Origin of the sequence: Arthrobacter endolithicus (genome assembly GCF_026627425.1) — a bacterium.
Classification (GTDB): Bacteria; Actinomycetota; Actinomycetes; order Actinomycetales; family Micrococcaceae; genus Arthrobacter_M.
This window is the reverse complement of sequence record NZ_JAPNLH010000002.1, coordinates 158,882-172,409: the sequence shown is the minus strand read 5'-3', so window position 1 is coordinate 172,409 and position 13,528 is coordinate 158,882. Positions and strand designations below refer to the sequence as shown.

Here is a 13,528-nt window from a genome sequence, read left to right as displayed (position 1 = left end):
CCAGCAACGGTCCGGGCCGTTCCTCCCGCCGGGCGCCCCGCCCGGGCCGCCCCGCCCGGGCGGTTGCCGGGTATGGGCGGGAACTATGATGTCTTGGTGACTATTGAAAGACCCGTGCACCGTCCGCTGACCGTCGGTATCCTCGCGCTGCAGGGAGACGTCCGTGAACACGCCCGTGCCATCGAAGCCTGCGGAGCGCGTGCCGTGAGCGTGCGACGAGCAACCGAACTGGCCGACGTTGACGCGCTGATCCTGCCCGGGGGAGAGTCCACCACGATCGACAAGCTGACGCGCATCTTTTCCCTTGCCGAGCCTTTGAAGGAGCGAATCTCCGCCGGAATGCCGGTGTACGGCAGCTGCGCTGGGATGATTCTGCTGGCCGATGAGATCGCCGACCCGGCGAGGGATCGGGACGGCAACGCCCAGCAGACCCTGGGCGGGCTGGATATCACCGTGCGGCGCAATGCCTTTGGCCGCCAGCGTGAGTCCTTTGAAACGGATCTTGATTTCGCGGCGCTCAATGACGCGGTCCTTAATGATGCGGTCCTCACTAGTGCGGTCCTTGCGAAAGTGTCACCGACCGATGCGGCCCTGGCCAACCGCACGGCCGGTGCCTGGGCACCGAACCATCCCCGGTCCGGCGTACCGGTGCACGCGGTTTTTATCCGCGCGCCATGGGTGGAACGCGTCGGAGCTTCGGTGCAGGTGCTCGCCTCCGTGCAGCTTCCCGCGGCCGCACTTGCGCCGGAAGAGGGCTCCGGGCAGCCGGAAAACACCCGGACCGCTAGAATTGAAGGTAATACCAGAGCGGTGGCAGTGCGATCGCGGCATTTGCTTGCCACCTCCTTTCATCCGGAGGTAACGGGGGAGCGCCGCATTCATGAGCTATTCATCCGCATGATTAGAGGAGAAGCGTAAAGCATGTCAGGGCACTCCAAATGGGCAACCACCAAGCACAAAAAAGCCGTTATTGACGGCCGCCGTGCTAAGTCTTTTGCCAAGCTGATCAAAAACATCGAGGTCGCCGCCCGGATCGGCGGGGCGGATCTGGTAGGCAATCCTTCGCTGGAACTTGCCGTCTCCAAGGCCAAAAAAACATCCGTCCCGGCGGACAACATTGACCGGGCCATCAAGCGTGGCTCCGGCCAGCTTGGCGATGCCGTGGACTACCAGACGATCATGTATGAGGGCTACGGGCCGCAGGGCACGGCGATTCTGATCGAGTGTCTGACCGACAACAAGAACCGCGCCGCTTCCGAGGTGCGCCTGGTGGTGGGGCGTAACGGCGGAAATATGGGGGATCCAGGCTCCGTGGCGTACATGTTCGCCCGCAAAGGCGTGGTCTCGCTGCCCAAGAAAGATCTCTCGGAGGATGATGTTCTGCTCGCCGTCTTGGACGCCGGCGCGGAAGAAGTCAAGGATGACGGTGAAAACTTTGAGGTGATCTCGGAGCCGCAGGACCTGCCGGCCATCCGCGCGGCCCTGACCGAGGCCGGGATTGACTACGACACAGATGACGCCGCTTTTGTGCCCTCTATGCAAGTGGAGCTGGATGTGGAGCATGCCCGTAAGTTCATGAAGCTCTACGATGCCCTAGAGGATCTGGACGACGTGCAGAACATCTACTCAAACGCCGACGTCAGCGCCGAGGTCATGGCCGAGCTGGACGAGGACTGACGCTGCGCGTTCTAGGCGTCGATCCGGGTCTGACCCGCTGCGGGCTTGGCGTTGTCGACGTCGCCGCAAACCGGACGGCAACACTGGTCGCCTTTGGCGTGGTCGGCAGCACCCCGGAGAATAGCCTTGATGCGCGTTTGCTGGTGATTGCGGACTCGATCGACAAGTGGCTCACCGACTACAACCCCGATGTGCTGGCCGTTGAACGAGTGTTCTCCCAACTCAACGTCAGTACGGTGATGGGTGTGGCGCAGGCCTCTGGAGTGGTGATTGCGGCCGCAGCCCGCCGCGGCATCCCGGTGGCTTTACATACGCCTTCGGAGGTGAAGGCCGCCGTCACCGGCAGCGGCCGGGCGGACAAGACTGCGGTGACAACGATGGTGACGAAAATCCTGCGCCTCGATTGCGCACCCACTCCCGCCGACGCGGCCGACGCTTTGGCGCTGGCGATCACGCATGCCTGGCGGGCGGGGCCGGGGTCGGCCAGTCTGGGCGCGACCGGCGCGACGGGTGCGACGGCGGCGCAAAAGCTATGGCGCGACGCCGAGGCCAAGGCAAAAAAGAACAAAGAGAAGACAGCGCACGGCTGGCGTTGAGCGTGGCGTTCCTGCAATGTCCGTGGCCTTCGCTACTGTGTTAGTAGATATGTTCTATCCACAGCCCAGACCGCTACTAACCCGGAGAGTTTCCCTATGATCAGCTTTGTTCGCGGGCCCGTGGCGCAGATCGGTCTCTCATCGGCCGTTATTGATGTGCACGGAATCGGCATGCTGGTCCATGCCGCACCCAAGACCCTTGGCGGCCTGCACACGGGTCAGGAAGCCACGCTGGTTACCTCGATGATTGTCCGCGAGGATTCGATGACGCTCTACGGGTTTGCCAACGGCAGCGAACGCGAGGTTTTCGACGTGCTGCTGAGCGTCAGCGGAATCGGTCCACGGCTGGCGTTGGCAGTACTGGCGGTGCACGAGCCGGAAACCATCCGGGTCGCCGTGGCGGCCGCCGACGGCAAGGCGTTCACGAAGGTCCCCGGGATCGGCCCCAAGGTTGCCGGCCGAATTGTTCTCGAACTGACCGGAAAGCTGCTCCCCGAAGGTACCGGCGGGAGTGCCTCGGCCGCGGCCGGTGTGGCCGGCTCCGCTGCCTGGAAGCCGCAGGTGATCGCCGCAATGACCGGGCTGGGCTGGTCCGAGAAGGACGCTGCCATGAGCATCGATAAGGCGACGGCGGATGACCCGGCACTGCTGGAAAGCGGCAACGTGGCGGCGATTCTGCGGGCCACCCTGCGCTGGCTCGGCCAGGACGTAGCCCGCGCATCGTCCGCGGGGAGGGCAGGCGCACGTGGCTGAGCATGAGCCCGGCGCGGAGGCCGTCCGCTCGGTGGTTTCCCCGGAACCAGTCCCGCCGCTGGCGGGCGAGCCGGAAGAGCGGGCCATCGAAGCGGCGCTGCGGCCAAAAAATCTGCATGATTTTGTCGGCCAACAGCGCGTGCGAAAGCAGCTTTCGCTCGTGTTGGAAGCCTCCCGGCTGCGGGGCCGCAGCGCCGACCATGTCCTCATGTCCGGCCCGCCAGGGCTGGGGAAAACCACGTTGGCGATGATCATCGCGGCCGAGATGAACGCACCCTTGCGGATCAGCTCTGGGCCTGCCATCCAACACGCGGGTGACCTGGCGGCAATCTTGTCCTCGCTCTCCGAAGGCGAGGTCTTGTTTCTGGATGAGATCCACCGCATGTCCAGGCCCGCGGAGGAAATGCTCTATATGGCGATGGAGGATTTCCGGGTAGACATTGTGGTGGGCAAGGGCGCCGGCGCCACGGCCATCCCGCTGGAGCTGCCGTCCTTTACCTTAGTTGGCGCGACGACGCGGGCGGGGTTGCTGCCGGGGCCGCTACGGGACAGGTTTGGTTTCACCGGTCACCTCGAGTTTTACTCAGTCGAGGAACTGGAACTGGTGCTGCGCCGCTCGGCGGGGCTTCTGGATCTGTCCCTTACCAGTGCTGGATTCGCGGAAATCGCCGGACGGTCCCGGGGCACGCCCCGGATTGCGAACCGGCTGCTGCGCCGCGTGCGGGACTGGGCCTTGGTCCATTCGGTATCCACTATTGACGCACGCACGGCATCTGCCGCGCTGGATATGTACGAGGTTGATGCCCGTGGTTTGGATAGGTTGGACCGCTCCGTATTGCACGCCCTGATCACTAAATTCAACGGCGGGCCGGTGGGACTATCAACTCTGGCCATTGCAGTGGGGGAAGAACCGGAAACAGTGGAAACCGTTGCCGAGCCCTTCCTGGTCCGTGAAGGGCTGCTCGGACGGACTCCCCGTGGACGGATCGCGATGGCGCCGGCTTGGGCGCATTTGGGTCTGCACATGCCGCCCGGGGCCGTGGGTGCGGCGCTGCAGCCGCTGCTCCCGCTGGAGGAGGATGTCTGTGCTGACGATTTCTCCCCCGAGATATTCTGAGCTGAATTCTCCGCCGGAGAGGTGCCCGGAGCGCAGTTTCCGCAACGCCTCGACGGTGCATGAAGCCGATGCTGGAAAAAACAGCTTAGACTGGTATGACCTCCGGCACGTTGTTCGACTGTTCCGGAACCCATCGACTTAAACGAACGGACCTCAGCTGTGTTCACAAGCATTCTGGCCGCAGACCAACCTCAAGCGGGCGGCTTTGACCCAATGACACTGATCCTTTTCGCACTTTTCGCCGTAGTCATCCTGATGATGTTCCGCCGCCAGAAGAAGGCAAAGGCGGCGCAGCAGGAGCAGCAGGCGAAGCTGGCCACGGGCGTAGCCGTGATGACTAACTTCGGCCTGTTCGGCACGGTGCTCTCGATTGACGACGCCGAGAATAAGGTTGTCCTTGAACTTTCGCCGGGCAATACTGCAACGGTTCACCGCCAGACCATCACTAAGATCACAGCCCCGGTCCAGAATGACTCGGCGGTTCCGGACGACGCATCATCCCTGATGGGGATGCCGTCAGACGGACAGGCGGATCCGCACCCCCGGGCCTATGGCGATGCCGGTGCAGGCAACGTAAGCGAGAGCGCTGACGAGACGATCCTGCGTTTGAATAAAGACAACAAAAACGACAACTAGTCTCATCCAGGCGAGAAGTTCCCGCGGGAACCACGGCGCATTTGCCGCTCCGGCCCATAGGGCTGGAGCGGCCGCGTTGCGTCGGGAGCCATTGACGAAGAGAAAGATCCACTGATGGCACGTACTCGTCCGACATCGATGGCCCGCAGGACACTGCTGTGGCTTGGGATTATTTTTATTGCACTCGCCATGCTGCTTGGCGGCGGCTCCATTTGGGGCCAGGCCAGTTGGGCGCCCAAGCTTGCGCTCGACCTTGAGGGCGGCACGCAGATGATTCTGACGCCCAAGGTGCAGGGCGGGCAGTCGATCAACGACGAACAGCTGAACCAGGCCGTGTCGATTATCCGACAGCGCGTGGACGGATCCGGCGTGTCGGAATCCGAAATCAGTACCCAGTCCGGGCGCAATGTGATTGTCAGTCTGCCGGGGACGCCCTCGGCGGCGACTCGTGACCTCATCAAGGCCTCCGCGGACATGTCCTTTCGACCTGTCATCACGACCGGCCCGGGAGCTGCCACTCCGGCGGCCCAGATGCTGGCCCCGGACAAGCTGCCGGTTCCGACAGCGGCGCCCACGAATGCCAGCGACCCAAACTGGGTCGACACAGCTTTATACAAGACCTTTGAAACCACCAGCTGCGTCCCTCCGGTGACCGAGGCTCCCACGAACGCCGATCCGGCGAAGCCCGTCATCTCCTGTCAGCTGGACTCGGGGGCGAAGTACATCCTCGGCCCGGTGGAGGTACCGGGTAAGGACATCAGCGGTGCCAGCTACGGATTGCAGCAGGGAGCTCAGGGCGCCACCACCAACCAGTGGTCCGTGAACCTGAAGTTCAACAGCGACGGCGCCACCAAGTTCCGCGAAGTCACCTCCCGGCTCAACGGCTTCCTGAAGGCAAACCCGCAGGACCCGCGGGCGCAGTTCGCGATCGTGCTCGACGGGCGTGTGATTTCCGCCCCCGTTTCACAGGCCGTCATCGCGGACGGGAACTCGTCCATCACCGGCAATTTCACCGAAGCGTCGGCGAAATCGCTGGCGGATAAGCTCAAGTTCGGCGCCCTGCCGATCAGTTTCGACATCCAAAGCGAACAACAGATCTCTGCCACCCTCGGTGGCCAGCAGCTTGAAATGGGTCTGCTGGCAGGCGTAATCGGTCTGCTGCTGGTGGTGGTTTATTCGTTGTTCCAGTACCGCGCCCTTGGCTTCGTGACCATCTTCTCGCTGGTGGTTGCCGGTGCGCTGACCTACCTGGCGATAGCCATCCTTGGCTGGACCCAGAACTACCGGCTTTCACTCGCCGGTGTCGCAGGCCTGATCGTGGCAATCGGCCAGACGGCAGATTCATTCATCGTCTACTTTGAGCGTATTCGCGACGAGCTCCGCGACGGACGCGGCCTGGTTGCCGCGGTGGAGAATGGCTGGCGGCGCGCCAAGCGGACGGTACTGGCCTCCAAGGCAGTGAACCTGCTCGCCGCCGTCGTACTGTACTTTGTTGCGGTCGGGAACGTGCGTGGCTTTGCGTTCACGCTCGGCCTGACAGCCATTGCGGACCTGATTGTCGTGTTTATGTTCACCCATCCCACTCTCCAGCTGCTCGCACGGACCCGGTTCTTCGGCGAGGGCCACCGGTTCTCCGGCCTGGATCCCAAGCGCCTGGGAGCGGTTCCGCTGTACCGTGGAGCGGGTCGGTTCCGCGAGCCGGTGCAGGTCTCACTTGGGGTGAAGGGCGGCGCGAAGTCAGGTTCTTCCTCGGTCCCGAAGGGTAAGAATTCCGGGGCGCTGGCGGAGGCGGAGCGTCGACAGACCATCGCCGAGCGGCGGCTCGCCGCTCGGCAGGAACAAATGGCCGGCAGCAGGGGCGCCGGTTCGCCATCCCCGTCCAACGGATCGCAGGATGCGGCCAAGGAGAACAAATCATGACCAGTTTCGCCACCTTCGGCAATGAGCTCTACACGGGCAAGCGCTCGTACAACTTCGTCGGCAGACGCAAGATCTGGTTCAGCATTGCGGCCGTAGTAGTAATTCTTTCGATCCTGATGCCGATTATCCGCGGGGGGTTCAATCTGGGGATCGACTTCCGCGGCGGCTCGGAATTCACTGTCTCGAATGTGCAGCACACGGATGCGGGCATCGGCGAGCGTGCCGTGACGGACATTGTCCCGGGCACCGTGCCGCGGGTTGCCAATATCGCCGGTAACACTATGCGGATCCAGACGGACAAGCTAACCGACGATGAGACCATCAAGGTCAAGGCAGCGCTGATCAAGGCGTACGGGGTCAACGAGGATCATGTCACCTCGACCTTCGTCGGCCCCACCTGGGGGGCGGACGTGACCAAGCAGGCCGTCCTCGGGTTGATCGTCTTCGTGCTGCTGGCTACGCTGCTGATGGCGTTGTACTTCCGTACCTGGCGTATGTCCGTGGCTGCGATTATAGGCCTGCTGGTGGTGATGTTTACCACGGCGGGACTTTACTCAGCCAGCGATTTCGAGGTGACGCCGTCAGCTATTATCGGCTTTCTGACGATTTTGAGCTACTCGCTGTATGACACCGTGGTGGTCTTTGACAAAATCCGGGAAAATACGTCAGATGTGGAGAGTTCCACGCGCCGCACCTTTGCCGAGGAAGTTAATCTGGCCGTAAACCAGACACTGGTGCGCTCCATCAACACGATGATGGTTGCCGTTCTCCCGGTTGCGTCGGTGCTCTTTATCGGGGCCTTCCTGCTCGGCGCGGGAACCCTGCGGGATCTGTCGCTCGCGCTGTTCATCGGCATTATTGTCAGCACCTTCTCCACCGTCTTCATTGCAGCTCCGATGTACGCGTGGCTGCGGATGCATGAGCCGTCGCTGGTGAAGCAGGCCAAACGGGTATCCCAGCGTCGGGCGGCTGAAAAAGCGGCCCAGACCGAGCGCGACAATTCCTCAGCGGTCACTGCTTAGCCCCTCGCAGGCCGGCATCGCAGCGATCGGGCGGGGTTTAGAATAATAGGAATCCATTTTCGACGGTTCGTCACCAGCGGAACGGAGGAGAATTGGCCCACGGAGAGGGACACGGCAGTGAACGAGCAGGGCGGCGCGACCGGCAAGGTGGTGGAACCGGCTGTTCCGGAGCCACAGCAGCCGGCGGTAACGCCCGCGGCCGCGGCAGTCCGGCAGGCCGGTCAAAGTCCTGCGGAACTGCGCCCGACGTTCCCTGGTCGGCGGGAGCGTACCCGGGCTCGTTTAGCCCGCTTGACCGGACGTGGGAGCAGCGGCTATTCCCCGATCCTGGAACCGCTGCTGCGCACCGTACGGGCCAATAACCCGAAAGAGGATTTTGACCTCATCCAGCGTGCGTTCGTCGTTGCGGAGCGGAGCCACCAGGGACAGAAGCGCAAGAGCGGAGACCCGTACATTACGCATCCGGTGGCCGTCGCCACCATTTTGGGTGAGCTGGGCATGTCCGGGACTACCCTCGCCGCGGCCCTGCTGCACGACACCGTGGAGGACACGCCTTACACGCTCGATCAGCTCCGCCAGGAATTCGGTGACGAGGTGGCCACGCTGGTTGACGGTGTCACCAAGCTGGACAAGGTCACCTTTGGTGAGTCCGCGCAGGCCGAAACGGTGCGCAAGATGGTCGTGGCGATGGCCAAGGACATCCGGGTGCTGGTGATCAAACTGGCGGACCGCCTGCATAACGCACGGACCTGGCGCTTCGTGTCTGCCGAATCTTCGGGCCGCAAGGCCAGGGAGACGCTGGAAATTTTTGCTCCGTTGGCCCACCGGCTGGGCATGAATACGATCAAGTGGGAACTTGAAGATCTTTCCTTCGCCGCACTTTATCCGAAGGTCTACGACGAGATCGTGCGGATGGTCGGGGACAGGACCCCAGAGCGGGAAAAGTCCCTGGCGGTCATCCGCAACCAGATCACCGAGGACCTGCGGACGGCCAAGATCCATGCCAATATTACCGGCCGGCCCAAGCACTACTATTCCATCTACCAAAAGATGATTGTCCGCGACAAGGACTTTGACGATATTAACGACCTGATGGGCGTGCGGATCCTTGTCGACTCGGTCAAGGACTGTTATGCCGCGCTGGGGCAGATGCATGCGCGCTGGAGCCCGCTGCCCGGCCGGTTCAAAGACTACATTGCGATGCCCAAGTTCAATATGTACCAGTCCCTGCACACCACCGTGATCGGCCCGGACGGTAAGCCCGTGGAGATCCAAATCCGTACCTTGGAAATGCATCAGCGCGCCGAGTACGGCGTTGCGGCGCATTGGAAGTATAAGAACCAGCCTAAGGGCGGTCCGGCCGCCACCGCGGCCGGCGACGACATGACCTGGCTGCGGACGTTGGTGGACTGGCAGCAGGAAACCCGGGATCCGGGTGAGTTCCTTGATTCCCTGCGGTTTGAAATGAACGCCCGGGAAGTCTTTGTTTTCACGCCCAAGGGCGAGGTCATGGCGCTGCCGGCCGGGTCCACACCGGTGGACTTTGCCTATGCCGTACACACCGAGGTGGGCCACCGTACCATCGGCGCCAGGGTCAACGGCAAGCTGATTCCGCTCAACAGCGAACTGAACCACGGTGACTGGGTGGAGATCTTTACCTCCAAGGCCGAGGGCGCCGGCCCCAGCCAGGATTGGCAGAACTTCGTTAAGAGCCCGCGGGCCCGGAACAAAATCCGCCAATGGTTCAGCAAAGAACGCCGTGAAGAAGCCGTTGAAAAGGGCAAAGAGCTCCTCACCCGGGCCATGCGCAAGCAGAACCTTCCGCTGCAGCGACTCATGACCCACGATGCCCTGCTGGCAGTGGCCCAGGATTTCCGCTATGTGGACATTACCGGACTGTACGCCGCCGTCGGTGACGGCCACACATCCGCACAGTCCGTCGTCGAAAAGCTCGTCGAGTCCCTCGGCGGCCACGACATCGCCGAGGACGAAGTCGCCGAAATAGCCGCTCCCGGCGTGCCGAGCCGGCCACGCTACTCGGACTCCGGCGTGATCGTTCATGGCATGGGGGATGTGCTGGTCAAACTGGCGCGCTGCTGCACGCCGGTGCCTCCGGATTCGATCGCGGGGTTCGTCACGAAGGGCTCGGGCATTTCGGTGCACCGGTCAGACTGCCGGAATCTGGTGCACCTGAAAAACGAACCCGAACGGCTCGTTGACGTGGAGTGGGCGCCGACCCAGTCCAGCGTCTTCCTCGTGGAGATTCAGGTCGAGGCCCTGGACCGCAAGAGCCTGCTCTCGGACGTGACCCGGATTCTCTCCGAGAACCATGTCAATATCCTCGCCGCCAGCGTCCACACCTCCAGCGACAGGCTTGCCATTTCCCGGTTCGCTTTTGAAATGGGGGATCCAAAGTACCTGCATCACGTGCTGAGCGCGGTTCGGCGCATCGACGGTGTCTTTGACGTCTACCGCACCACCGGATCCCAGCGCCGGGTCTAATCGCCAACGCGGTTTAGCCGGCAGAATCCATACGTTCCTCCAGCAGCGACTGTATCCGCTCCAGTGCGGCCTGCTTATGTGGCACGCGTTGACAGGACTGCAGCGCCTGACGGATGAGACCAAGTGGGCAGTTCAGCGCTGGATCTGCGGCGAGTGCCCGCAGGGCCGGCAGGGCGTCCACAGCGGGAACATGGATGGCGAGGTCGACGGCGGTCCGCAGCGGTGTCGTGACAGGCATAGTACCGATGACGGCAATATCAAAGCGGCTGAGCTTCACTTCATGCAGGGTGCAGCCGCTGCCCGGCTGCAGCGCTCCAGCCCGATGCGCGCTGTCCACCAGCAAAGTAATGGTCGCCCCGGGGCCCGAGCAGCCGTAGATCCAGGCAGCGGTCAGCCTGCCCGCGATCCCGCGGCCGGCGAGGTTGGCGGGTGTGGCAAGGGCCAGGGCCCGGCCGCGCAGAACCGGCGTGATGGCGGTCCCGGTCAGGACATAGGCATCGCCAAACACCGGCAGGAGGATCGAATCCAGAAACATGGCCCGTAGGGTCGTACGGCTAAAATGCCGGCCAGGCGAGAGTACTGTGCCCGTCCAGTCGGACGGCGGGGAAGAGCTCGGTGCAGGCATCTTCCCAGTCTGCGACCAGGCTGCGGCAAACAAAAGATCCGCGCAGGAAGTGTGGAAATCTCCCCGCGCGGACCCGTTGCCGGTAGTGCTGCTCAGTCGAAGTCTTCGGCGGCCTTCTGGATTTGCTCCAGCCACAATTCCCGTGCTGCCAGAGCCTCCTGCGCCTTCTTCAGCTTGCGCTGATCTCCGGTCGCTTCGGCCGCCGCCAGATCGTCACGCAATGCCGCGATAGTGGCTTCGAGCTGGCTGAGGGCGCTGCTGGTGCGGGCCTTGGCCTCGGGGTCGGTGCGGCGCCAGTTGTCCTCCTCGGCCTTGCGCACGGCGTCCTCCACCACACGCAAGCCAGCCTCCACGCGCTGCATATCCGTACGGGGGACCTTGCCGGCCGCTTCCCAGCGATCACGAATCGACTGGAGCGATTTCTTCGCAGCGGCCAGGTTCTGGATTGGAAGGAGCTGCTTCGCCTCGGCGATCAGCGCTTCCTTGACCACCAGATTTGCTGCGAATTCCTGATCCAGCTCTTCGTTGATGCTCTGGCGGGCAGCGAAAAACTTGTCCTGTGCACCGCGGAAACGGGCCCAAAGTGCATCGTCGTCCTTGCGGCTGGCCCGCGGCGATGCCTTCCACTTATCCATCAAACGGCGGTATTCAGCGGCGGCATGACCCCAGTCAGTGGAGCTGGACAAGGCCTCCGCCTCCGCAATGATGTTCTCCTTGACGGTTTTGGCCGCGGAGTTATTGCTGTCCAGTGCCGAGAAATACGCGCGGCGGTGACGGTCAAAGACGGTTCTGGCCGCGCGGAATCTCTTCCACAGGGCTTCTTCGGTATTACGCCCAAGACGCATCCCATTCTTCTGGGCGGTCTTCCAAGCTTCGAACAGCTCATTCATCCGGGAGCTGCTGGTTTTCCACTGAATGCCGTCCGGGTCTTGAGCGGAGATCTCTTCGGCCTCGGAAACTATTGCTTCCCGGGATTTGAGCTCCATTGCGCGCGCGGCCTGATGCTCGGCGCGTTCGGCCGCTTCCAGGGCCTTGATGCCTAGGTCCAAGGAGTCCAGACGCTGTTCGGCGGCGCGGATATCTCCCACCGCATTACGCTCGGCTAACTGCTCCCGCAAGTGCCCAACGGTTTTGTGCATGTCGGCAGAAGGCGCCTTCGCTTCCACCCGCTGCTCCAGCAGCGTGATCGCCGCTGTGACGTCGTCGAATTTCCGTGCGAAGTACGACAGCGCCTCATCGGTGCTGGCACCGGGATACTGCCCAACGGGATGTTCTTCGCCGTCGATGAATACATAGACGTGCCCGTCGTCTTCGGCCCGCCCCCACTTGGCGGCGGTGGCCAGCGACATGCCGGTCAGCGCCGGCGCGGGGGCAGTCCCCTCGGCGCGGGGGAGCGGCACTGCCGGGCGTGGCCGCGCAGCGAACGCCGCCGGAGACGGGATCTGCGGTGCAGCAGGTGCGGGAGCCGGAACCGCTCGGGGTGCGGGAGCTTCTTCGGCCGCAGGAGTTTCGGCTTCGGGCACCTCGGCTTCCGGGTCTTGGGCTTCGGGCGCCTCCGCTGCCGGCGCCTCGTTCACTGAAGTTTCGGCTTCCGGAGCTTCGGCCGCTGAAGGTACGGGTGCTGAAGCCTCGGCGGCCGCCGCCTGAGTTGCCGCTTGGTCGGCCTCGTCCACCCGGTGGATCCTGGCCATGTCGTCGGATTGCTGACTGTCTGTCACCGCTAAAAGTCTTTCGCTGGAGGATTATCTTGCACTGCTGGATGCCACTGCCGCTCAATTTACTTGAGCGTAAACGAGTCTATCGTTACAGGCGTCACGGGGGCCCCATCGGTCGAGCCGCCGGTGATGCCGGCAGCCGCAATCTTCTGCACCACATCAAGGCCCGAGGTCACCTTGCCCATGATCGTGTAGCCACCATCGGTCTGCGGAAGAACGGTGTCCTTATACACAATGAAGAACTGCGTCCCGTTGCTGTAGGTGCTGCTGCCGCGGGCTACTGCGATCGTCCCGGCTGGATATTTGCCGTCGGCCGGAGAGTTTTCCACCGGGCCCCACTGATACGCGGGGTCGCCGGCGCCGTCCCCGGCCTTTGACCCGCACTGCAGGACGCCGAAATTATTGGCATCGGTCAGCCGGTGGCAGGACAGGCCCTTGAAGAAGCCTTCATCCGCGAGGGATTTGAAGACCGCCGCGGCCTGCGGAGCCTTTGTGCCATCGATCTCAACGCCCATGGGGGCGCCGTTGAGGCTCAGTGAGCCGGTGAATGTCTTCCCGGCAGCGGCAGAAGCCGGCGGAACGCCGGGGGAGTTCGTCTGGGCTGCAGAGCTGGTGGCGCCGGCAGACGCCGGTGCCGATGGCGACGGGCTGGAATCGAGTGGAGCCTGGACGGCGGCGGTCTGATCCGCCGTCGGATTGTGACTGAAGACCGTCAGCTGCAGCACAACGGCAAGCACGACGACGGCAACGATTGCCACTGCGGCGGCGACGTTGTCCCGCTTCCGGCGTTTCGCCTGCTGCTCCCGGAGGCTGCGTTTGGCTTCCATGCTGGAGATACGGCGTTTTTGCTCGCGCGCGTCACGGTTGGTGCTCGGCACAGTTCTGCTCTCCTTGTGAATCCAATTTTTGCCCGTGGTTGGGTGGGGCGCCGCTGAACCGGATAAAATGGCTGCCGCAGACAGTGT

Annotated in this window: 12 protein-coding genes; 9 read left to right on the top strand and 3 right to left on the bottom strand. The window is 63.1% G+C overall.

Features of this window, described 5'->3' with window-relative positions; all coding sequences use genetic code 11:
* Window positions 1-72 precede the first annotated feature (72 nt).
* The 9 genes from pdxT (at window position 73) to OS914_RS02540 (ending at window position 10,223) form a co-directional block, all read left to right on the top strand.
* Window positions 73-918, top strand: a complete 846-nt coding sequence (gene pdxT, locus OS914_RS02580) for a pyridoxal 5'-phosphate synthase glutaminase subunit PdxT (RefSeq protein ID WP_420713846.1) — start codon at window positions 73-75, stop codon at window positions 916-918.
* A gap of 3 nt (window positions 919-921) precedes the next feature.
* Window positions 922-1,677 carry a YebC/PmpR family DNA-binding transcriptional regulator gene (locus OS914_RS02575; protein ID WP_267544496.1) on the top strand — a complete coding sequence of 252 codons (756 nt, stop codon included), beginning with the start codon at window positions 922-924 and terminating at the stop codon, window positions 1,675-1,677.
* Entirely contained in the window at window positions 1,674-2,273 is a 600-nt protein-coding gene (ruvC, locus tag OS914_RS02570; RefSeq protein ID WP_267544628.1) for a crossover junction endodeoxyribonuclease RuvC, read from the top strand. The genes OS914_RS02575 and ruvC overlap by 4 nt, the downstream gene beginning before the upstream one ends.
* Before the next feature lie 96 nt (window positions 2,274-2,369).
* Entirely contained in the window at window positions 2,370-3,026 is a 657-nt protein-coding gene (gene ruvA, locus OS914_RS02565; protein WP_267544495.1) for a Holliday junction branch migration protein RuvA, read from the top strand.
* A 58-nt stretch (window positions 3,027-3,084) separates the two neighbouring features.
* On the top strand, window positions 3,085-4,143 hold the full coding sequence (gene ruvB / locus OS914_RS02560) for a Holliday junction branch migration DNA helicase RuvB (protein ID WP_267544627.1): 1,059 nt from the start codon (window positions 3,085-3,087) through the stop codon (window positions 4,141-4,143).
* 159 nt (window positions 4,144-4,302) lie between these two features.
* Window positions 4,303-4,779, top strand: a complete 477-nt coding sequence (gene yajC, locus OS914_RS02555) for a preprotein translocase subunit YajC (protein ID WP_267544494.1) — start codon at window positions 4,303-4,305, stop codon at window positions 4,777-4,779.
* Window positions 4,780-4,893: 114 nt separating this feature from the next.
* Window positions 4,894-6,699 carry a protein translocase subunit SecD gene (gene secD, locus OS914_RS02550; RefSeq protein WP_267544493.1) on the top strand — a complete coding sequence of 602 codons (1,806 nt, stop codon included), beginning with the start codon at window positions 4,894-4,896 and terminating at the stop codon, window positions 6,697-6,699.
* On the top strand, window positions 6,696-7,721 hold the full coding sequence (secF, locus tag OS914_RS02545) for a protein translocase subunit SecF (protein WP_267544492.1): 1,026 nt from the start codon (window positions 6,696-6,698) through the stop codon (window positions 7,719-7,721). Before secD ends, secF begins: the two co-directional genes overlap by 4 nt.
* A 117-nt stretch (window positions 7,722-7,838) precedes the next feature.
* Window positions 7,839-10,223: a RelA/SpoT family protein gene (locus tag OS914_RS02540; RefSeq protein WP_420713845.1), complete on the top strand. Its 2,385-nt coding sequence runs from the start codon at window positions 7,839-7,841 to the stop codon at window positions 10,221-10,223.
* 13 nt (window positions 10,224-10,236) lie between these two features.
* On the opposite strand, the gene OS914_RS02535 is transcribed toward OS914_RS02540, so the two are convergent.
* The 3 genes from OS914_RS02535 to OS914_RS02525 form a co-directional block, all read right to left on the bottom strand.
* Window positions 10,237-10,848, bottom strand: coding sequence for a type IV toxin-antitoxin system AbiEi family antitoxin (locus OS914_RS02535; protein ID WP_267544491.1), 612 nt, complete (start codon window positions 10,846-10,848; stop codon window positions 10,237-10,239).
* Between the two features lie 92 nt (window positions 10,849-10,940).
* Complete coding sequence (locus OS914_RS02530; RefSeq protein ID WP_420713844.1) at window positions 10,941-12,566, bottom strand: DUF349 domain-containing protein; 1,626 nt, start codon at window positions 12,564-12,566, stop codon at window positions 10,941-10,943.
* A 59-nt stretch (window positions 12,567-12,625) separates the two neighbouring features.
* Window positions 12,626-13,441, bottom strand: coding sequence for a peptidylprolyl isomerase (locus tag OS914_RS02525; protein ID WP_267544490.1), 816 nt, complete (start codon window positions 13,439-13,441; stop codon window positions 12,626-12,628).
* Window positions 13,442-13,528: the final 87 nt, after the last annotated feature.